This window comes from Synechocystis sp. PCC 7509, from assembly GCF_000332075.2.
Taxonomy (GTDB): Bacteria; Cyanobacteriota; Cyanobacteriia; order Cyanobacteriales; family Chroococcidiopsidaceae; genus Aliterella.
On the sequence record NZ_ALVU02000001.1, the window covers coordinates 3,817,261 to 3,837,172 of the forward strand.

The 19,912-nt window shown below is 42.0% G+C and carries 17 protein-coding genes; 8 read left to right on the top strand and 9 right to left on the bottom strand.

The features are described 5' to 3' along the window. Positions 1–8: 8 nt before the first annotated feature. A complete protein-coding gene (locus tag SYN7509_RS0219200; RefSeq protein WP_009631204.1) occupies positions 9–1,661 on the top strand; it encodes a cation:proton antiporter in 1,653 nt (550 codons plus the stop codon). Here SYN7509_RS0219200 and SYN7509_RS0219205 read toward each other — a convergent pair. The 5 genes from SYN7509_RS0219205 to rsmH all read right to left on the bottom strand — a co-directional run bounded on the left by SYN7509_RS0219205 (position 1,658) and on the right by rsmH (position 4,598). Continuing rightward, a complete protein-coding gene (locus SYN7509_RS0219205; RefSeq protein WP_227501514.1) occupies positions 1,658–2,167 on the bottom strand; it encodes a DUF3124 domain-containing protein in 510 nt (169 codons plus the stop codon). The two genes, SYN7509_RS0219200 and SYN7509_RS0219205, sit on opposite strands and share 4 nt — an antisense overlap. A 35-nt stretch (positions 2,168–2,202) precedes the next feature. Next, a complete protein-coding gene (locus SYN7509_RS0219210; protein ID WP_009631206.1) occupies positions 2,203–2,880 on the bottom strand; it encodes a potassium channel family protein in 678 nt (225 codons plus the stop codon). 153 nt (positions 2,881–3,033) lie between these two features. Next, the gene (locus SYN7509_RS30245) at positions 3,034–3,171 is read right to left on the bottom strand and encodes a hypothetical protein (protein ID WP_158506170.1); all 138 of its coding nucleotides are present in this window, start codon (positions 3,169–3,171) and stop codon (positions 3,034–3,036) included. 187 nt (positions 3,172–3,358) lie between these two features. Continuing rightward, a complete protein-coding gene (locus tag SYN7509_RS0219215) occupies positions 3,359–3,583 on the bottom strand; it encodes a type II toxin-antitoxin system Phd/YefM family antitoxin (protein WP_009631209.1) in 225 nt (74 codons plus the stop codon). 121 nt (positions 3,584–3,704) lie between these two features. After that, the gene (rsmH, locus tag SYN7509_RS0219220) at positions 3,705–4,598 is read right to left on the bottom strand and encodes a 16S rRNA (cytosine(1402)-N(4))-methyltransferase RsmH (RefSeq protein WP_009631210.1); all 894 of its coding nucleotides are present in this window, start codon (positions 4,596–4,598) and stop codon (positions 3,705–3,707) included. Positions 4,599–4,737: 139 nt separating this feature from the next. Here rsmH and SYN7509_RS0219225 point away from each other — a divergent pair, with 139 nt between their 5' ends. From SYN7509_RS0219225 to SYN7509_RS0219245, 4 genes are all read left to right on the top strand, one after another. After that, positions 4,738–5,922 carry an NAD(P)H-quinone oxidoreductase subunit H gene (locus SYN7509_RS0219225; protein WP_009631211.1) on the top strand — a complete coding sequence of 395 codons (1,185 nt, stop codon included), beginning with the start codon at positions 4,738–4,740 and terminating at the stop codon, positions 5,920–5,922. A 55-nt stretch (positions 5,923–5,977) separates the two neighbouring features. Beyond that, on the top strand, positions 5,978–7,114 hold the full coding sequence (locus SYN7509_RS0219230; protein WP_009631212.1) for a class I SAM-dependent methyltransferase: 1,137 nt from the start codon (positions 5,978–5,980) through the stop codon (positions 7,112–7,114). Between the two features lie 237 nt (positions 7,115–7,351). Further along, a complete protein-coding gene (locus tag SYN7509_RS0219240) occupies positions 7,352–8,341 on the top strand; it encodes a 2-hydroxyacid dehydrogenase (protein ID WP_009631213.1) in 990 nt (329 codons plus the stop codon). Positions 8,342–8,553: 212 nt separating this feature from the next. Then, positions 8,554–8,973 carry a CAAD domain-containing protein gene (locus SYN7509_RS0219245; protein WP_009631214.1) on the top strand — a complete coding sequence of 140 codons (420 nt, stop codon included), beginning with the start codon at positions 8,554–8,556 and terminating at the stop codon, positions 8,971–8,973. Between the two features lie 63 nt (positions 8,974–9,036). Here the strand turns inward: SYN7509_RS0219245 and SYN7509_RS0219250 are convergent, their stop codons facing one another. The 3 genes from SYN7509_RS0219250 to petH form a co-directional block, all read right to left on the bottom strand. Further along, positions 9,037–9,984, bottom strand: a complete 948-nt coding sequence (locus SYN7509_RS0219250) for an S-layer homology domain-containing protein (RefSeq protein WP_009631215.1) — start codon at positions 9,982–9,984, stop codon at positions 9,037–9,039. 75 nt (positions 9,985–10,059) lie between these two features. Then, positions 10,060–11,346, bottom strand: a complete 1,287-nt coding sequence (locus SYN7509_RS0219255; RefSeq protein ID WP_009631216.1) for a homoserine dehydrogenase — start codon at positions 11,344–11,346, stop codon at positions 10,060–10,062. 188 nt (positions 11,347–11,534) lie between these two features. After that, positions 11,535–12,833, bottom strand: coding sequence for a ferredoxin--NADP reductase (petH, locus tag SYN7509_RS0219260; RefSeq protein WP_009631217.1), 1,299 nt, complete (start codon positions 12,831–12,833; stop codon positions 11,535–11,537). Positions 12,834–13,359: 526 nt separating this feature from the next. On the opposite strand from petH, the gene SYN7509_RS0219265 reads away from it, so the two are divergent. The 3 genes from SYN7509_RS0219265 (at position 13,360) to SYN7509_RS0219275 (ending at position 17,749) form a co-directional block, all read left to right on the top strand. Next, the gene (locus tag SYN7509_RS0219265; RefSeq protein ID WP_009631218.1) at positions 13,360–14,364 is read left to right on the top strand and encodes a phosphoribulokinase; all 1,005 of its coding nucleotides are present in this window, start codon (positions 13,360–13,362) and stop codon (positions 14,362–14,364) included. A 180-nt stretch (positions 14,365–14,544) separates the two neighbouring features. Then, positions 14,545–17,274, top strand: a complete 2,730-nt coding sequence (locus SYN7509_RS0219270; protein ID WP_009631219.1) for a valine--tRNA ligase — start codon at positions 14,545–14,547, stop codon at positions 17,272–17,274. Between the two features lie 34 nt (positions 17,275–17,308). Beyond that, positions 17,309–17,749, top strand: a complete 441-nt coding sequence (locus SYN7509_RS0219275; RefSeq protein WP_009631220.1) for a hypothetical protein — start codon at positions 17,309–17,311, stop codon at positions 17,747–17,749. A 15-nt stretch (positions 17,750–17,764) separates the two neighbouring features. On the opposite strand, the gene SYN7509_RS0219280 is transcribed toward SYN7509_RS0219275, so the two are convergent. After that, complete coding sequence (locus SYN7509_RS0219280) at positions 17,765–19,780, bottom strand: ABC1 kinase family protein (RefSeq protein WP_009631221.1); 2,016 nt, start codon at positions 19,778–19,780, stop codon at positions 17,765–17,767. Between the last annotated feature and the right edge of the window lie 132 nt (positions 19,781–19,912).

Genomic DNA, 19,912 nt, shown 5'->3' on the forward strand with positions numbered 1-19,912 from the left:
GGGGCGCAATGCATTGCGCCCCTACTACGGTGGATGTTTATGAATTAAATAGGATTGTTGTAGAATCTGCAACAACATTTTTTTGGGTTTACACTCGTTTACAAATACTTTTAACTAACGTAGATGTGCCTGAATTAGTCCCAATTTTAATTATTCTATTGTTGATTGCTACTACCGTCGCCTTGGTTTCGCGGCGGCTAGGAATCCCTTATGTTACGGGTTTAGTTCTAGCAGGTTTGCCTATCACCGAGTTATTGTCTCGTCGTGTTGGCTTAGATCCCTACCTAGTTTTAAACCTTTTTCTGCCCATTTTAATATTTGAAGCGGGGATTAATACCGATGTCCGCCGCCTCCGCAGCACTTTTAAACCTATTGCTTTATTAGCTGGCCCTGGGGCGATATTAGCCACTGCTATTATCGCTGTACTATTAAAATTTGGGCTGAGTTTAGACTGGATACCAGCCTTGTTTTTAGGTGTAATTCTGGCAAATACCGATACGGTGTCAATGATTGCTGTATTTAAAGATATTCCAGTCCCCGCAAGGCTTTCTACTATTGTTGAAGGGGAAACTTTATTCAATGATGCCGCCGCTTTAGTTTTATTTAACCTAGTTGTAAAAGTATATTCAACGGGTTCTTTGACATTTTTAGAGGGAATCCAAGAATTTTTATTTGTGGCGGTGGGAGGTAGTCTTGTTGGCGCAGTTTTGGGCTACTTGAGTATACCCATATTTGCCCGTTTAAACGACCCTCTAAGCAGCCTGTTGTTGACTGTTGCCGTTGCTTTGGGAACGTCTCAAGCGGGGCAGTTTCTCGGCGTATCTGGCCCTGTAGCTGTGGTAGTGGCGGGGTTAATTTTCGGCAATTTGGGGCTTTCGCGGACTAATTCAGCAGGCGATCGCATTACCTTACTAAGCTTCTGGGAATATGCTGGTTTTGGGGTCAATACTTTTATATTTCTGCTCATTGGCATCGAAATAAACCCTGTAACTTTAAGTAAAATTTTACCCGCAGTTTTAATTGCAGTTTTGGCTTACCAAATCGGGCGATTGCTTACGGTTTATCCTTTGCTGGCTGGAGTACGCTGGATCGATCGCGCTATTCCCATTCGTTGGCAACATTTACTGTTTATTGGCAATATCAAAGGTTCGCTTTCAATGGCTTTAGCGTTAAGTTTGCCCACTAACTTACCAGGGCGAGAATACTTGATTACTTTAGTTTATGGTTGCGTGTTGGTATCTTTAGTAGGTCAAGGTTTAAGTTTGCCTTGGTTAGTAAAACGTTTAAAATTAGCTAAATTTTCTGAAACTCGCCAGCAAATTGAGGAGTTGCAAGCGCAGTTAATTACAGGTAAAGCCGCTCAAGATGAATTAGATAGTTTGTTGAAGTCAGGAGTATTGCCTAAAGCTGTGTATGAGGAAATGCGATCGGGTTATCAAGTACGAATAGCCGCAGCAGAAAAAATACTGCGAGACATCTACAATCGCCGCTCAGATACCAAGGGCGATCGCTCAAAACTTGATGCTGTTCGCCGCCGCTTGCTGCTGGCAGAAAAAGGCGCTTTAGGTGAAGCCATCCGCAAACAAATTCTTTCTGCCGAAATTGGGCGATCGCGTTTACAAGATATTGACGAGCAATTGCTAAAACTAGAAGATGATTAGTTAGGCGCTTTCTGTTGATTAGTTTGTTTAATTACCTTACCCGGACTAATCCAAGAAATGCCTTGTTGTAAAGCACTACCAATCATTACAGCTTCTACTATGGGTTCGGAAATTTCTGTCTTTGCTACCCATTCCACAATAAAATTTGCCCCACTACCGCCACTGGTATCGTTTTTATCTACTACAAAATCTGTGGAAGCTAAAGCCTCAAGTTGAATGGGCTTTTCTACATACTGTCGCAGTAATTTACCATTGGTGTCGTAGTAGCGTACCGCCGTAACAATCATGGGACTTGTCAAATCTGTATTGCGAATGCTTAATGTAGCTGCTAAATCGAAAGTCTTTTGCCGATTTTCATAATAAATATGCGAATAAATCGGCACGTAAATAGTTTGTCCGATTGCTGCTTGAAAATTTTGCTCTAAAGTCACCACTTTAGGCGATGCAACGATTGGCAACGGTGGCATTTCCGAAGCAGTACAAGCCGTTAGAAAAATTAGCGCCACTACTAAACAAATTATTCGGTATAGCTTCATGCAAATTATTTACAACCTTCAATAAAATCAATAACTTGATGCAGCGAACCGGGCTTTGTGACGATTAACACCGTCGAACTTGGTTCTAATACCGTACTACCATTAGGAATTATCAAGTCTTCATGAGCGTGAGCTTGATAGCCAATAATTAAAGAGCCATTAGGAAACCGGGAGTCTTGAGCAATTTCGGCAACGCTACGCCCAACAACATAACAATTTTCGGCGATCGCCAGTTTCAACACTTCAATTTGTCCCTGTTCAAAGTGCATCATTGACTCTACTTGAGGATAGGCGATCGCATTTACCATTGTTGATACGGCTAGTTCTACCGTACTAACTATATGATTTGCGCCAACTATGCGTAAAGGTTCGGCAAAATCGCGGTGACGCATCCGAGTAACAATATGCGGCGCTCCGTAGTGTTTGGCAAGCGTCACCATTGCTAGATTTAAAGCATCGCTCCGCAAAGCCGCAACTACCGAATCTGCTTTACGAATCCCTGCTTCTAGCAACACTTCGGTACTTACCGCACTGCCTTCAAAAGCCATCGCTCCTACTTGTTCACGGGCATAACGGCAAGCAACGGCATTAATGTCAATTACCGCCACTGTATGACCTAATTCTACAAGTCTCTGTGCCAAACTCAGCCCAATTAAACCGCCGCCACCAATTAGCACGTACATTTAATTAACCTAACTTATATCATTATCCTGTAATGCTTCGCCTACTCTTAATTTAGCCGAACGTGATCGCCCTTGGGACTGTATTTTAGTGGATAGGTGATCGCACATTTGTAATAAATTTAGCCAGGAAAGCGATCTCACAACTCATCGATTTTAGTTAGGAAGGCGATCGCACGTTTGTAATTTAGCCAGAAAAGCGATCACACTCGTAATATATTTTAGATAATCTGGCGATCTCATTGGGTCTTTTAGTTGGATAGGCGATCGCACTTCTAATATATTTGAGATCATCCGGTGATCGCTATCCTATACTGAGTAGAGATAACACTTTCGTTGTTTAGTTCAGTGGATTTGTTAGCGATCGCATAGACAAAAAAGTAAAAAGTCTTCTCTCTTTACCAAATACGTTTGATAGGATAAGCATCAAAAGCTATATCTACGCTCAATATTGAAATATTCTCTACTAATACTTGAGAAATTAAACCATATATTCTCTAAATTCTTCTAGCGGCTCATCGAAATCATCAGATATCCAAATCGCTCCTTTGGCACTACCAGGCTGACGATTAGGCTTTACTGATTCTATTGGCGTTAATCTAATTACAGGGCGATCGCCATCAAGCAAAATCACTTCTTCGCCATTGATAGCAGCTTCAACTAAATCATTTAAACTGGTGGCAGCTTCGATTAAAGATACTTGCATAGTTTTAACTCCAATTAGATTCAATCCCGTTTGTATGCGATCGGAATCTTCCCGTGCGATTCCTCAGTTCCAAAACTCCACAGGCACAGTTTTGATGATTATTCACAAGCAGTTTAGGAAATTAATTAATTTGTAACGCTTCTGCTACTCTTAATTTAGCCGAGCGCGATCGCACATTATTTTCTAATTCGTCACTTTGAGCGGTAATTGGCTTTTTAGTAATTACTTGTAATAACGATGATTCTCGTAAAGTATGCTTGACTATGCGATCTTCCAAGCTATGAAAACTAATTACAACAATTCTCCCCCCAGGTACAAGAGAAATGGGAGCGCGATTTAAAAAATTCTCTATAGCGGTTAATTCTTCATTGACGACAATTCGCAAAGCTTGAAATACGCGGGTAGCCGGGTGAATCCTACCATAACGATACTGCTTTGGGACGGAATAGGCGATCGCCTCTGCTAATTCTGTAGTTGTTGTAAAAGGGCGTTTTTCTACTATCCGTCTAGCTATTCGCCGTGATAATCTCTCCTCACCGTACTTAAAGAAAATATTTGCAAGCTCGTTTTCATCCCAATCATTAATTATCTCGGCGGCGGTCAAATCTCGTCGCCTGTCCATCCGCATATCCAAGGACGCTGTATTGCGAAAACTAAAGCCTCGCTCTGCGGTATCGAGATGGTAAGAGCTAACGCCCAAATCTGCAATTATGCCATCAAAGGAGGCTTTTTTATAGTCAAAATCGGCGAAACTGGTTAAAACAAATTGAATGCGGCTTTCATATTCCCCAAGACGTTGTTTAGCGGCGGTTATTGCCTGTTCGTCCCAATCTAAGGCTGTAACCTTGACATCGGGATACGCCTGTAAAATCGCCTCGCTATGACCGCCACCGCCTACCGTTGCATCCAAATAATGCCCCCCAGGACGAATAGCTAAAGCAGAAATTACCTCTTGACTTAAAACAGGTATATGAAAAAATGCCTGTAACTCGTTTTCCTCAACACCAAGCTCCATATAATTAAAAAAGCGCTTACAAAATTACACATCAAGCACTTAATATCTATAGTGCCTACTTCCTTCAACTTACCGCTAATTTATAAGTATTTTTGGCGGTTTCATCTAAATAAGCACTTTAATCGTAAATTAACCACCTATGGCAAGAATCGAAACTAGAACAGAACCCATGATTCTCAACATGGGCCCTCATCACCCCTCAATGCATGGAGTGATGAGGCTAATCGTTACCCTAGATGGGGAAGATGTAGTAGATTGCGAGCCTGTAATGGGCTACCTACATCGCGGCATGGAGAAAATAGCCGAGAATCGCACAAATATCATGTACGTCCCCTACGTGAGTCGCTGGGACTACGCAGCCGGGATGTTTAATGAAGCGGTTAGCGTCAATGCGCCGGAAAAATTGGCAAATATTCCCGTTCCCAAACGCGCCAGTTATATTCGCGTGATTATGCTGGAATTAAACCGGATTGCTAATCATTTGCTATGGTTAGGGCCATTTATGGCAGACGTAGGCGCTCAAACTCCCTTTTTCTACATTTTCCGCGAACGAGAGTTGATTTACGACTTGTGGGAAGCTGCTACAGGCTATCGGATGGTAAATAATAACTACTTCCGGATTGGTGGGGTTGCAGTAGATTTACCTTACGGTTGGGTAGATAAATGCGTAGAATTTATTGAGTATTTTTACCCCAAAGTTGACGAGTACGAGCGCTTGATTACCAATAACCCCATTTTTAGAAGACGGGTTGAAGGTATTGGGACAATTGGCCGCGAAGATGCGATTAATTGGGGACTTTCGGGTCCGATGTTACGGGCTTCGGGGGTGAAGTGGGACTTGAGAAAAGTTGACCATTACGAATGTTACGACGATTTTGATTGGGACGTACAGTGGGAAACGGCGGGAGATTGTTTTGCTCGTTATTTGGTGCGGATTCGAGAAATGCGCGAATCGGTGAAAATTCTGCGTCAAGCAATTAAAGCCCTTCCTGGTGGCCCATTTGAAAACTTAGAAGCAAAACGCCTAACTGAAGGTGCTAAGTCTGAATGGAATGGTTTTGACTATCAGTACATTAGTAAAAAAGTTGCGCCGACATTTAAAATTCCTAAAGGCGAACATTATGCGCGAATTGAAAGCGGTAAAGGTGAATTAGGTATTTATTTAGTTGGCGATGATAATGTTTTCCCTTGGCGTTGGAAGATTCGCGCGGCGGACTTTAACAATTTGCAAATTTTCCCTCACATTGTCCGAGGCGTAAAAGTTGCGGATATTGTGACAATTTTGGGTAGCATTGACATCATTATGGGATCGGTAGATCGTTAAAAAGGTTGGGGCGTAAGCAGTTGCGCCCCAATATATTCAAGAAAATAATTCTAATTTGTTATTAACTGACATTATTGTTAATCGGATTAAGGCAAAATGCGATCGCGCTATTACCTTTGCCGAATTTATGGAGTTGGCGCTATACCATTCCCAGTATGGCTATTACACTACAAAAGCTGTAGATATTGGGGCGCAAGGTGATTTTTTTACGTCTCCGCATCTGGGAAAAGATTTTGGCGAACTATTAGCAGTGCAATTTGCCCAAATGTGGGACATTATGGGGCAACCTGTACCGTTTACCCTGGTAGAAATGGGCGCGGGACAAGGTATTTTAGCGGTAGATATTCTTAAATACTTATACAAGCACTACCGCGAGTTTTTTAACGCCTTACAGTATGTAATTGTTGAAGTTTCTCCAGGTTTAAAGCAGCAACAACAGCAGCTTTTGCAAGGTGTAGCCGATAAAGTTAAATGGTGCAGCTTAGAAGAAATACCAGCTAATTCAATTATTGGCTGTTTTTTTTCTAATGAACTTGTCGATGCCATGCCTATTAATTTATTTTCCCTGCAAGATGGGAAATTAGGGGAAATATATATAACTCTTGCTGAAGACGACAGTTTTATAGAAGTCTGTAACGCTCCCTCTACGCCGAAAATAGCTGAGTATTTCGATTTGGTAGGAGTAAACTTAGCGCAATTAGCAGGAAATTATCGCAGCGAGATTAATTTAGCCGCTTTGGAATGGTTGAGTACAATAAGCCAAAAATTGCAGCAAGGGTATTTGTTAACTATCGATTATGGCTACACGGCGGCGCGTTATTACAATCCGATGCGAAGTCAAGGAACTTTACAGTGTTACTATCGCCACCAATACCATAACAACCCTTATATCAATATTGGTGAGCAAGACATCACGGCTCATGTAGATTTTACTGCTTTAGACCTTTGGGGCGATCGCTGTGGCTTACAAAAAGTAGGATTTACTCAGCAAGGATTATTTTTGATGGCGTTGGGGTTGGGAGAAAGAATAGCGGCAATTTCTACCGATAACGCCAATAATTTATCCCAACTACTTCAACGCCGCGAAACCTTACATCAACTAATAAATCCTCAAGGATTAGGCGGGTTTGGCGTTTTAGTCCAATCTAAAGGATTATTGCCTAGTATTCCCTTAACAGGCTTAACGGCTTAAAAAGTTCTATTATCCTTCGACAACACGAGCTTTTTTTACTCCAAAGTAATTAAATTAAAACTGATACCGTAACAAAAAAGCTAATTATGACTCCCCACGATTTATTTATGCTGGTACTGCTACTTTCCCCTGGGATTTTGCTATCGGTGATCATTATGGCGACTTTTGCGGCTGGCGGTTAATTTAACTACAGATATTTTTACGTGACATCTACAACAATAAGCTGGAGGTACACAAGTGAAAGTTGCTGTCTTCAGCACCAAGTCTTACGATCGCACTTTTCTAGAAGCTGCTAACACGCAAAGTAAACACGAGTTAGTTTTTCTTGAACCCCGTTTAAGTTGCGAAACTAGCGTATTAGCTACAGGTTCGCAAGCGGTTTGCGCTTTTGTCAACGATGAATTAAACGCTCAAACTCTTAGCAAATTGGAAAGTTTGGGCGTAAAATTGATTGCTTTGCGATCGGCGGGTTTCAACAATGTAGATTTAGTAAAAGCCGAGGAGTTAGGACTAACTGTTGTCCGCGTACCCGCCTATTCTCCCTATGCTGTCGCCGAACATACTATAGGTTTAATTCTCGCTCTCAATCGGCGCATACCTCGCGCTTACAACCGCGTCCGCGAGGGAAATTTTTCTTTAGAAGGGCTTTTAGGCTTCGATCTTCATGGTAAAACAGTGGGGATCGTAGGTACAGGCAGAATTGGCACTATTACAGCCCAAATATTGCTTGGTTTTGGTTGCAAAGTGTTGGCTTACGATAATTCGCCTCCAGATAACAAAATTCTAGAATATGTATCGTTTTCTGAATTACTAGCGGCGGCGGATATTATTAGTTTGCATTGTCCTTTAACTGCTGATACTCATCACCTAATCAACGCCAAAACTATAGCGCAAATGAAAACAGGTGCTATGCTAATCAACACAAGTCGCGGCGCTTTAATTGACACCAAAGCGGTAATTATTGGCTTAAAATCAGGTAAAATCGGCTATCTTGGCTTAGATGTTTATGAAAAGGAGGGAGATTTATTTTTTGAGGACTTCTCAAGTGCGGTGATTCAAGACGATCTTTTTGAGCGTCTATTAACCTTTCCCAATGTTCTAATCACCGGACATCAGTCGTTTTTCACTGCTGAAGCCTTAAAAAGTATTGCTGAAACCACTTTGTCAAATATCTCTGACTTTGAACAAGGACTACCATGCTCTAATCAAATTAAGATTCAAGACTAAGGTACTGGCATTCACTCTAGGAATAGAAACTTTAGTTTTTACTACTAGCGCTATCTACCTTGAAGTTGATGAATCCTTTTTTGAGAGCAAGTAAGGTAAAACAATAGTTAAAACCGTTTTGTCTCTTTTCGAGGCGGTGCTGATAGCCAAGATATCGCCTACTAAACGATCTGGGCGTTGTCCCTATCCAAAAATCAACCTAGTAAAAAATTATGGAATCCCAACTGCAACAACAAGAATACACCGATACCCAAAATATTAAGGTATCAGCCCCAGGAACTATGGTTACTATAGAGCCAAATACAGAAGATAAATGGACAGAGGTAGGCTCTCAAGTTTCAGGATTTTTAGCTCAATTACCCGAAATAATCGGCAATTTTTGGGAAAGTTACAAGCAACCAATCACTAGCTTGGGATTAATTTTTGCGGCAATTATTACTGTTAAAGTTGTACTTGCAGTAATTGACGCTCTAAACGATATTCCCCTCTTAGCACCAACTTTTGAACTAATTGGAATTGCTTATTCTGCATGGTTTATCAACCGCTACTTGCTTCAAGCCTCAAATCGTCAAGAATTGGCGCAAGAAATTGAAAAATTGAAAGGAAAAGTAGTTGGCAGTCAACAAGTGTAATAAATAGCGTACTTTTTTAAATAAATAAGCGATCGCACATACAATAAGTGCGATCGCTTATTTTTATTTAGTATTCCCTACATAGGGCGACTCTATTGGCTGTAATTTCCCCTGTTGTACCATTGCTTGATAAATTATCGCCGCCACTTCAGCGCGGGTAGCATTACGGTTAGGTGCTAGGATATTGCGATCGGGATAATTGGCTATAAGTCCGGCATTTGTTGCGGCAGCTACTTTATCTTTCGCATAATTGGGAATTTCGTTAGCATCCCCGTAAGATGGCAAAACTGATTGAGAATTAGCAGCAGCCGGAAGTTTTAAACCACTAGCAATCGCTACCAAAACTTGCACTCTGGGAATTTCTTGAGTTGGGCGGAAAACATCTCCCGGATAGCCTTGTAAAAACCCGGTATTTGTGGCGCTATTAATTGCCGGAATCCCCCAAAAATTAGACTCAATATCTTGATATTTCGTTATCCCTGGGACAGACTGATTATCAAAAGCATCTTGCAACAATGCGGCAAATTCCGCACGAGTTATGGTTTGATTCGGGCGAAAATAGTCCCCAGCATAGCCATTAACAACCCCACTGGCGGCTAAAGCATGAATATAGGGACGCGCCCAGTAATCCGGGGGAACATCAATAAAAGTAACCGCCGTCCCTTCTCTTGGAGTTGGAGAGGCTGCAACGGTTGTATTGGGTACGACTACAACTGGAACTTGCGATCGCATCTGTGGGACTTCAACAGGGGCAATAGAAGAGCTAACACTAGGTGCTAAGGTCGGTACAGGAATACTTTCGTCATTGGGAGACGGTACAAGTAAAGGAATGGTATTGACTTCGCTACCTGATAATATGCGATCGAGGTTTAAAGTTTCGGGGTTGCGAGATAGCGACCACCAGAGAATCCCGCCTATAGCGCTAAAAGCAACCAAAATTCCGATAAAATCATCAAAGCCTAAAGGTGTTTTGTCCGATGACGAAGGATCGGGCGGTAAAGAATTTGTCATATTAACAGCAAAAGAATATAGCCAAATTAAGCCACTATCTAGGGCTTCGGCGATACCTCTTTTGGGTAGGTTTTTCTACAATACTCTTAATAAACTAGCAATGCTACTTATGGCGGGTAAAGCCCGAATTTCTGCTAAAGAAGCGTTAAAATCGCCTTCACGGACATCATGAGTTACAACCACAATTTCCGCCAAATTATCGTGAATACCTGTTTGTACCACTGATTCTAAACTAACACCACAGTTACCGAAACAAGTACCTAATTTTCCAATTACACCCGGATGATCTTGAGTGAGAAAACGAGCATAAAAGCGCGTTACAAGGTCTTCCATCGGTGCTTTTTCACAATATTCTTGATGAGAGCAACTCATCAAAGGATGGGGTTTAGTAGTACCAGTTTTTAATGTTGCAGCGATCGCCAATATATCCGATACTACTGCACTAGCCGTTGCTCCCGCCCCCGCTCCTGGCCCAAAAAACATTACTTGTCCCAGAGGTTCGCCTTCTACCAAAATGGCGTTGTACACCCCGTTAATGCTGGCTAAAGGGTGGCTTTGCGGTACTAAAGTCGGATGGACGCGCAAAGATAAACTGTTGCTAGAGTGGGCTTTTTTGGCAATGGCAAGTAATTTAATTACAAAACCTAGTTTTTCAGCATAATTTATATCTGCTTTGCTGACATTGCGGATACCTTCACAGTAAACATCTTGTAACTTTATGCGTCCGCCAAAGGCTAAAGAAGCCAAAATCGCAATTTTATCGGCGGCATCTAATCCATCTACATCGGCGGTTGGATCGGCTTCAGCGTATCCTAGTTGTTGAGCTTCGGCTAATACTTCGGCAAAATCACTACCGCGATCGCGCATTGCCGTCAAAATATAATTTGTCGTCCCGTTAACAATGCCTGTAACTGCCGTAATCCGATTTACACTCAAAGATTGCTTTAATGGTTGAATAACTGGGATGCCGCCCCCTACAGCCGCCTCTAACATCACATATACCCCGGCGGCATTGGCTGCTGTAAAGATTTCATCGCCAAAACGGGCAATTACGGCTTTATTGGCGGTAACAACGTGCTTGCCGTTATTGATTGCTTGTAAGATTAGACTTCGCGCAGGTTCTAAGCCGCCAATCAACTCTACAACTATATCTACGGCTGGATCTTTAACAATTGCCTCTAAGTCTGTAGTAACTACTGCCGTTGGCAAACTTACAGCACGGGTTTTATCTGGGGATTTTACCCCAACTTTGTATACTTCTACTTCTTTTAGCAACGCCTGACGACCAGTAGGATCTAATAGCAGTTGAACTGTACCTGTACCTACCGTCCCTAAGCCCAAGATTCCTACTTTAAAAGCCACAATCTGTTACCAATATCACCAAAAACTATTGTAGAGGCGTATTTACCATACACCCCTACAAATTCAATAATTAGATCGATTGCGAACGTTGTAGGGGGCGACATTTTTGGGAAGAAAGATTCTTCCCAAAAGATGCCTTCGCAATGCCTTGCGCCCCTACGGTTAATGTTTGTGAATCTGCTAAGGATTTAGTACGTTTCTACGTGCCAGCGACCAGCTTTTTTCATGGTTTTCTGGTATTCCATCCAATTTACACCATCTTCAGCAGCCGCCGCCGATAGCGCTTCGTCAATACCACCTTCCATACCTTTTAAACCACAAATATAGGTGTGAGTATTTTCCTTTTGAATCAACTTCCACAAATCTTTAGCGTGTTCTGCTACTCGATCTTGAATATACATTCTGCCGCCTTCGGGGTTTTTTTGTTCGCGGCTAATTGCATAAGTCAAGCGGAAATTGTCGGGATACTGCGCCTGCATTTCCTCTAACTCCTCTTTATACAGAACGTTTGGAGTAGTAGGAATCCCAAAAACTAACCACGCTAAACCCTTAAACTTATAATCGGGGTTGGCTTCTTGTTCGTTCTTTTTGAACATCCGCCATAAATAAGCTCTAAAGGGAGCGATGCCCGTACCTGTCGCAAACATAATTACATTTGCGTTTGTGTCTTCGGGTAACAACATTTCCTTACCAACGGGCCCAGTAATTTTAACTTCTGTTCCTACTTCTATTTTGCACAGATGAGTAGAACAAACGCCGTAGATAGTTTCGCCTGTTTCGGGGTGCTTGTATTCTAGCTGACGGACGCACAGAGAAACGGTTTTATCATCAACGCGATCGCCGTGACGAGTCGATGCAATGGAATACAACCGTAATTTTTCTGGTTTGCCGTTTTTGTCTGTACCTGGGGGAATAATCCCAATACTTTGACCTTCAAGGTAACGCAAGTCGCCGCCAGAAATGTCAAATATCAAGTGTCTTACTGTACCAATACCACCTTCCCCCACTAACTCCTCATTAGAGATACATTGACCGAGATAAGGAGCATTAGGGCGATAAATATTTACCGGAACATCCTTGTGTTTATCAGCTTTTGGTTTTGCTTGAGTCATGGGCTTGCCTTTTTTTTCTGCATTTTCGGGCGCTAACTCATTTTCTACCGATGCTGAAGAATTATTCTGTTCGCTCTTAGCAGTTGGAGAAGAATTATTTGCCTTACTTTCAGATGATGTTAATTGACCGTTGGGTTGATCTACATTTTCTTGAAGGTGGATATTGACAATTTTTCCGCCCAAGCGAGCGATGCGCTGCATTTCTTGATTCATGCGGCTATAAGGCACTCTAATAAAAATACTGCCACTATTACGAATTGGAGGAGTCCTATTATCCGTTTCTTCGTTTTGACGGATGCCTACTACTTCGTACACAAAGACACGGCTACCAGCTTCGGTATTAGCTGCCCTATCTGCGGCGCTTGAATTATACATTGCTTAAATTTCTCCGAACCCTACTTAACTTATGAAAATTTCGAGCCTTGCTATCAGACTTATGATACCGGATACCCGACCCTTAAAGCGCTGGTAGGGAAAGTCCGTAAGGTTTGATCGAGAAATCGAAAAAAGCGTTAGTTTAGTTTTTTTTATAAAAATGTGCAACAAAACCTTAGCATAAGTAGATAAGGCAGACTATAAAGCTTGAGCTTTGGGCATTGTAAGAGAGATCCTATTTTGGTAAAATCTACAATAACAATAGTAGTAAATACTTACCACAGCACAATTTAATTGTTTTTCCCTAGAGAAAGGCAATTTTGCGGTAAACGCATACCGCATAAATGGTCTAGTAGCTCTTTAGTGACTTGACTTCGCCAGCAATGGAGAACGAAAAAATAAAGCATAGCGTGTTGCTTTATTGAGTCGCTATTTATTCAAAACCGCCTAGGTCGAGAAAAAATAGCTACAGACGTACAGTATAGAAAACTTATTGAATGAATCATTTTGTTGATAGAGGAAAGCTATGACAAGTTCGCCGGATAGAGTGGTATTAATTGGAGTTGCGGGGGATTCAGGGGTTGGTAAATCCACCTTTTTGCGTCGGTTATCTGACTTATTTGGGGAAGAATTTTTGACGGTAATCTGTTTAGATGACTATCACAGTTTGGATCGCAAACAGCGCAAAGAGACAGGAATAACTGCCTTAGATCCTAGAGCAAATAATTTCGATTTGATGTACGAGCAACTCAAAGCGCTCAAGCACGGTCAAGCAATCAATAAGCCCATATACAACCACGAAACCGGAGAAATAGATCCACCAGAGCATATAGGGGCAAATCACATCATCGTAGTAGAAGGGTTACATCCTTTGTACGATGAGAGAGTCAGAAGCTTGTTAGATTTCAGCGTGTATTTAGATATTAGCGATGAAGTCAAAATTGCTTGGAAAATTCAGCGCGACATGGAAGAAAGAGGTCATCGCTACGAAGACGTACTAGCGGCGATCAATTCTCGTCGTCCAGACTTTACAGCCTACATTGAACCACAGAAAAAATTTGCTGACGTAGTAATTCAAGTATTGCCTACCCAACTACTAAAAGAAGACAAAGATCGCAAAGTATTGCGTGTCAGAATGATTCAGCGTGAAGGGATAGAAGGCTTAGAGCCAGTTTACTTGTTTGACGAAGGTTCAACTATTCATTGGACACCTTGTGGACGCAAGCTTACTTGTTCTTACCCAGGGATGCAAATGTATTATGGGCCAGATCCTTACAGTCAAGATAATGTGTCTGTTTTAGAAGTAGACGGTCAATTTGATAACTTAGACGAAGTAATTTATCTAGAAACTCACTTGAGCAAAACTTCTACCAAGTATCAAGGAGAAATGACCCATTTATTGCTGCAACACCGCGAATATCCAGGTTCAAACAATGGAACGGGATTATTTCAAGTATTGACAGGTTTAAAAATGCGGGCAACTTACGAACGATTGACCGCCACAGAAGCCAAAATTGCCGCCCAAGTGTAATTAGGTGCAAAGCCCCGCGTGCGCGCTTGCGCTATCGCGTTAATGAAAAGGTTTTAAAAAGCCACAATTGTAGGGGCGCAATGCATTGCGCCCCTACTTTTTGCGCCTCTTTACCTTAATGTCTGCCTAGCGTATATGTCAAAATCTTAATAACAGCTTTTTTAACTTAGTATTTCTGCCATGACCGCCAGTATTAACGACTTACCCATCATTTACGACCCCAAAATCGCCGAACCCAAATGGCAGAAGTATTGGGACGATTATCAAGTGTACAAAGCTGACCCTAACCACGGGGGCGAACCCTACTGTATTGTGATTCCACCACCGAATGTGACGGGAAGTTTGCATATGGGTCATGCGTTTGAAAGTACCTTAATTGATGTTTTAATTCGCTTCCACCGAATGCAGGGGCGTAATACTTTGTGGCTTCCTGGAATCGATCACGCTAGTATTGCTGTCCACACAGTTTTAGAAAAACAGTTACAAGCGGAAGGTAAAACTCGTCAGGAGTTGGGACGGGAAAAGTTTTTAGAAAAAGCTTGGGCGTGGAAAGCCCAATCCGGGGGAACGATTGTTAATCAACTCAAGGGTTTGGGCGTTTCGGTAGATTGGTCGCGCGAACGTTTCACTATGGATGAAGGGTTATCCAAGGCGGTAATAGAAGAATTTACGCGGTTGTTTGAGGAAGGGCTGATTTATCGCGGTAAGTATTTGGTAAATTGGTGTCCCGCAACGCAATCGGCGGTCTCAGATTTGGAAGTAGAAAAGCAAGAAGTAGACGGTCATTTATGGCATTTCCGCTATCCGTTTGTAGATGATTCAGGTTTTGTGGAAGTAGCTACAACTCGCCCAGAAACCATGTTAGGCGATACGGCGGTAGCGGTCAATCCCAATGACGATCGCTATAAACATTTAATTGGCAAAATGTTGAAGTTACCCATTGTCGGGCGCGAAATTCCCATCGTTGCAGATGAATTTGTCGATCCTACTTTTGGTACTGGCTGCGTGAAAGTCACTCCCGCTCACGATCCTAATGATTTTGCTATGGGTCAGCGTCACGAATTGCCAATGATAAATATTATGAATAAAGACGGGACGCTAAATGAAAATGCGGGAGATTTTCAAGGTCAAGATCGATTTGTAGCTAGAAAAAAAGTAGTAGAACGTTTAAAAGCTGAGGGTTTTCTAGTCAAGGTAGAAGATTACAAGCATTCTGTACCTTATAGCGATCGCGGTAAAGTACCGATTGAACCATTACTATCTACTCAGTGGTTTTTAGAAATCCGTCCTTTAGCTGACAAAACTCTAGAGTTTTTAGACAATAAATCTTCTCCTCAATTTATCCCCGAACGCTGGACGAAAGTTTACCGCGATTGGTTAGTTAAATTAAACGATTGGTGCATTTCTCGTCAACTATGGTGGGGTCATCAAATCCCCGCTTGGTATGCTGTTAGCGAGACAGGTGGCGAAATTGCCGATAATACGCCCTTTGTAGTCGCTAAAACTGAAGCTGAAGCGCAAGAAAAAGCTATTTCTCAGTTTGGGCAAAATGTGCAATTAAAGCAAGATCCTGATGTGTTGGATACTTGGTTTTCCTCTGGATTATGGCCTTTTTCAACCTTGGGATGGCCAGAACAAACTCAAGACTTAGCCACTTATTACCCTACAGCTACCTTAGTTACAGGCTTTGACATTATCTTTTTTTGGGTGGCGCGGATGACTATGTTAGGCGGCCATTTTACTGGGGAAATGCCGTTTAAAGATGTTTATATTCACGGGCTAGTATTGGATGAAAACGGTAAAAAAATGTCCAAGTCATCCAATAATGGCATCGATCCATTATTGCTAATTGATAAGTACGGTACGGATGCTTTGCGCTATACGTTGGTTAAAGAAGTCGCCGGAGCGGGTCAAAATATCCGCCTAGAATATAACCGCAAAACTGACGAATCTCCCGCCGTAGAAGCAAGTCGCAACTTTACTAACAAGCTATGGAATGCTTCAAGGTTTGTGATGATGAATTTGGACGGTTTGACCCCGCAGCAGTTGGGACAACCGGAGACGGGCTTAGAAAGCGCCGATAAGTGGATATTGTCGCGTTTCCATCAAGCAGTAATTGAAATAAGTAATCGCATTAACAATTACGGTTTGGGAGAAGCTGCAAAAAGTTTGTACGAATTTATCCGGGGGGACTTTTGCGACTGGTATATTGAATTAGTCAAATCTCGCCTGCAACCGGAATCAACTTCCCGTAAAGCAGTACAACAAACTCTTGCTTACGTTTTAGAGGGGATTTTAAAACTACTACATCCCTTTATGCCCCATATTACCGAAGAAATTTGGCATACTCTGACTCAAAGTAGCGATCGCAACTTCTTAGGATTACAGTTGTATCCTCAACCAGATCAGGCGCTAATCGACTTGGAATTAGAACATAATTTTGAACTAATTACTACTACTATTAGCAAAATTCGTAACCTCCGCGCCGAAGGAGATATCAAGCCAGGGGCAAAAATTCGGGTAATATTGCAAAGTGAAAATGCCAGCGAAATCGATACCCTAACTCGCATCGGACAAATTCACATTTTGGACTTAGCCAAAGCCGAAAGCTTGGAAGTTCTACCAAAACAAGCTACAGACTCTTTAGGAAATGTCATTTCTGGAGTAGTGGGGACGGTAGAACTCTTAATTCCTCTAGCAGGTGTTGTAGATACCGAGGCATTGCGAGGAAAATTGAGAAAAGCATTGGCTAAAGTAGAAATAGAAATACAATCTCTTTCTAATCGCCTAAATAACCCTAAATTTGTCGAAAAAGCCCCGGAAGAAGTAGTTAAGACTATCCGAGACAACTTACAAGAGGCTGAAAAACAAGCCCAAATACTGCGCGATCGCCTTGGCAACTTAGACTAAACCACTATGGGCGCACCTAGCGCCCCCAAAACCTATGTTATACCTAGCCCAAGTTCTCAAACCAAAATTGTCGGGAAAAGTAGAATTACGTCTAATCGCTCATCAACAAAGCACCTACAAATGGGAAGTAGACGAACAAGGAAAAATAATTAGTGTTGTTGAAGACTTCCCATTACAAGAAGGCGTGTTAGTTTTAGTTGAACTATCTCCTAATGGAGAAATGCAAAGCATTCAAGATGCTAAAAGTTGGGTGTTAGAGTTAGTCAAAACTTACCTAACAAGCGGCGTTACTCCAGCTTTTTTAAAAGCCGAAACCGAAAGAGCCGAACAGTGGCGACAGTCCTTAACACTGCAAAATCAGGATTTGGCGCGACGTTCTCTAGAGGTAGAAGCTAGGCGCGAACAAATCCAGGCGTTAGAGGAAAGTTTTAAACGCGATAAAGAGAATGAAAATTCTGCTGAAGCTAATGGGTAATTGGTAATGACTCTATTAGGTTTTAACAATTACCGCAGTTTTGGCAACTCCGTTAGTTTCGCTTTTAACTAAGGTTTCTCGAATCAAACGCGCGATCGCTTTACTCGCCAAACGCCCCGCAACTTGTCTCCCTATTTGCTGTACTCCTGGATTAGATAGCAATTGCGGAATTTGAGAACTAACTTTTGTCGCGTCAAAGCCGCGTGTTTCTTGCAAAATACTCCAAATGCGCTTGATATGTTCAAGGGTTTGTTCTTGTTCGATATTAGCGGGGGGAGTGGGGATAATTGCCATAGCGACAGGTTTAGCCCAAGGAGTATTAAATAAGCGATCGCGCAAATTGTTAGTAACACTATTCAAAGCGTCTTTACTCAAAGCATCTACGCTTTTAGCTAGTTCATCTATTAAGTTATTGCGAATTAAAGCCCCGCGTTCAGAAGACAAAAACTCTAAAGTCTCATCAAGTACCTTATTTAAGTTATATTCGTCACTGCTACGAGCATTTTTGAGCAAGTTTTCCAACCGATTCCAACGAAAACGTCCATCTTTAAACAGCAAATCCCGCAACGATTCCCGCAACTCTGGAGCAGGATCGGTCAATAATCGCTTAGAAATATAAGGGTAGGCTTCGCTAAGGACTTTAAAGTTGGGGTCAATATAAATTGCAATCCCTTCTAACGTAACGAGACTTCGGATAATCAAAGCGTAGTAAGCGGGTACGCGGAAAGGATACTCATACATCAACGCTGACAATTGATCGGTAATGCTTTTAAAGTTTAATTCCGCCACACTAGCGCCTAAAGCATTACCAAAAATCTGCGCCAAAGCTGGAATAATTGGCGTTAAATCTGTATCTGGTGTCAAAAAGTCGAGCTTTACATAATCACGGGCTAAACCTTCAAAGTCGCGGTTTACCATGTGAACTACTGCTTCAATCAATCCATAGCGTTGATAGGGCTTAATTTCGCTCATCATCCCAAAATCTAAATAAGCTAATTGTCCGTCAGGAGTAGCTAACAAGTTTCCTGGATGAGGATCGGCGTGAAAAAAGCCATGTTCTAACAACTGACGCAAAGAACACTGCACCCCAACTTCAATAATGTATCTAGCATCAATTCCTTGCGCGCGGATGGCATCTACTTGAGTTAGTTTAGTACCAACTACCCATTCCATCGTTAAAACGCGACGGTGGGTATATTTCCAATAGATTCTTGGCACGTAAACGTCTTTTAAGTGTCCGTAAAGCTTGGCAAATCGTTCGGCGTTTTCACCTTCGTTGATGTAGTCCATCTCCTCAAAGATGCGCTCGCCAAACTCATCTAAAATTGCAACTAAATCGCTCCGCAAGCGTTTAATATTATTATTTGCCCAAGTTGCCATCCGGCGCAAAATATACAAGTCTACAGCAATAGTTTCTTGTAAGTCGGGACGTTGGACTTTAACCGCCACAACTTCGCCAGTTTTTAGCTTACCTTTGTATACTTGCCCCAAAGAAGCTGCCGCGATTGGTTCGGGTGACAATTCAGCATAAATGTTTTCTGGGCGATCGCCTAATTCTTCTTCAATAAACTGGTAAGCAATTTCATTTGCAAAGGGCGGTATCTGGTCTTGCAAGAGTGTCAATTCTTCCAAATAGGCGGGGGACACCAAATCGGGACGAGTAGACAGTGCTTGCCCGATTTTGATATAAGCTGGGCCTAATTTTGTTAATAATTCTTTTAGCTGAACGGCGCGCTTTTGTTGATTGCGATCGCCTACTCCTCTTTTTTTATCCCCCCATACGCCCAGCGCAAAGCTTACAGAAGGAAATATAACTGTAAAAATCCGTCCTAATACTTCTAGCGGTTTTTTTTTGTAATGGGCGGCTATGGCTTCCGGGTCATAGCGTAACAACTCTGGCTTAACTACTTCAATTTCAGGTTCTAAGCTTTTATGCCCGTTTAAATCTGCCTCAAGTTCTGATGGTTTAACTAAAACTAATTGTCCTGGTGCATCAACTGGAAGCTCTACTAAATCGTTCTTAACATTCATGAATATATAACCGCACTACCGCGACCATTAAGTATTGTAACAAATTACTGCTATAAGTTGATTTTTACTCGGCTCTATTTTATTGAAGGGGCGCAATGCATTGCGCCCCTACTTATTCTCCCTTGCGGCGAT

Excerpts from the sequence above, each read along its gene's own strand:
- SYN7509_RS0219245 (WP_009631214.1), top strand. The coding sequence starts at position 8,554 with ATGGAATCCCAACTGCAACAACAAGAATACACCGATACCCAAAATATT.
- SYN7509_RS30245 (WP_158506170.1), bottom strand. The coding sequence starts at position 3,171 with ATGATCTCAAATATATTAGAAGTGCGATCGCCTATCCAACTAAAAGAC.
- SYN7509_RS0219215 (WP_009631209.1), bottom strand. The coding sequence starts at position 3,583 with ATGCAAGTATCTTTAATCGAAGCTGCCACCAGTTTAAATGATTTAGTT.
- SYN7509_RS0219210 (WP_009631206.1), bottom strand. The coding sequence starts at position 2,880 with ATGTACGTGCTAATTGGTGGCGGCGGTTTAATTGGGCTGAGTTTGGCA.
- SYN7509_RS0219265 (WP_009631218.1), top strand. The coding sequence starts at position 13,360 with ATGACAAGTTCGCCGGATAGAGTGGTATTAATTGGAGTTGCGGGGGAT.
- SYN7509_RS0219250 (WP_009631215.1), bottom strand. The coding sequence starts at position 9,984 with ATGACAAATTCTTTACCGCCCGATCCTTCGTCATCGGACAAAACACCT.
- SYN7509_RS0219280 (WP_009631221.1), bottom strand. The coding sequence starts at position 19,780 with ATGAATGTTAAGAACGATTTAGTAGAGCTTCCAGTTGATGCACCAGGA.
- SYN7509_RS0219270 (WP_009631219.1), top strand. The coding sequence starts at position 14,545 with ATGACCGCCAGTATTAACGACTTACCCATCATTTACGACCCCAAAATC.
- petH (WP_009631217.1), bottom strand. The coding sequence starts at position 12,833 with ATGTATAATTCAAGCGCCGCAGATAGGGCAGCTAATACCGAAGCTGGT.
- SYN7509_RS0219275 (WP_009631220.1), top strand. The coding sequence starts at position 17,309 with ATGTTATACCTAGCCCAAGTTCTCAAACCAAAATTGTCGGGAAAAGTA.
- SYN7509_RS0219225 (WP_009631211.1), top strand. The coding sequence starts at position 4,738 with ATGGCAAGAATCGAAACTAGAACAGAACCCATGATTCTCAACATGGGC.
- SYN7509_RS0219200 (WP_009631204.1), top strand. The coding sequence starts at position 9 with ATGCATTGCGCCCCTACTACGGTGGATGTTTATGAATTAAATAGGATT.
- rsmH (WP_009631210.1), bottom strand. The coding sequence starts at position 4,598 with ATGGAGCTTGGTGTTGAGGAAAACGAGTTACAGGCATTTTTTCATATA.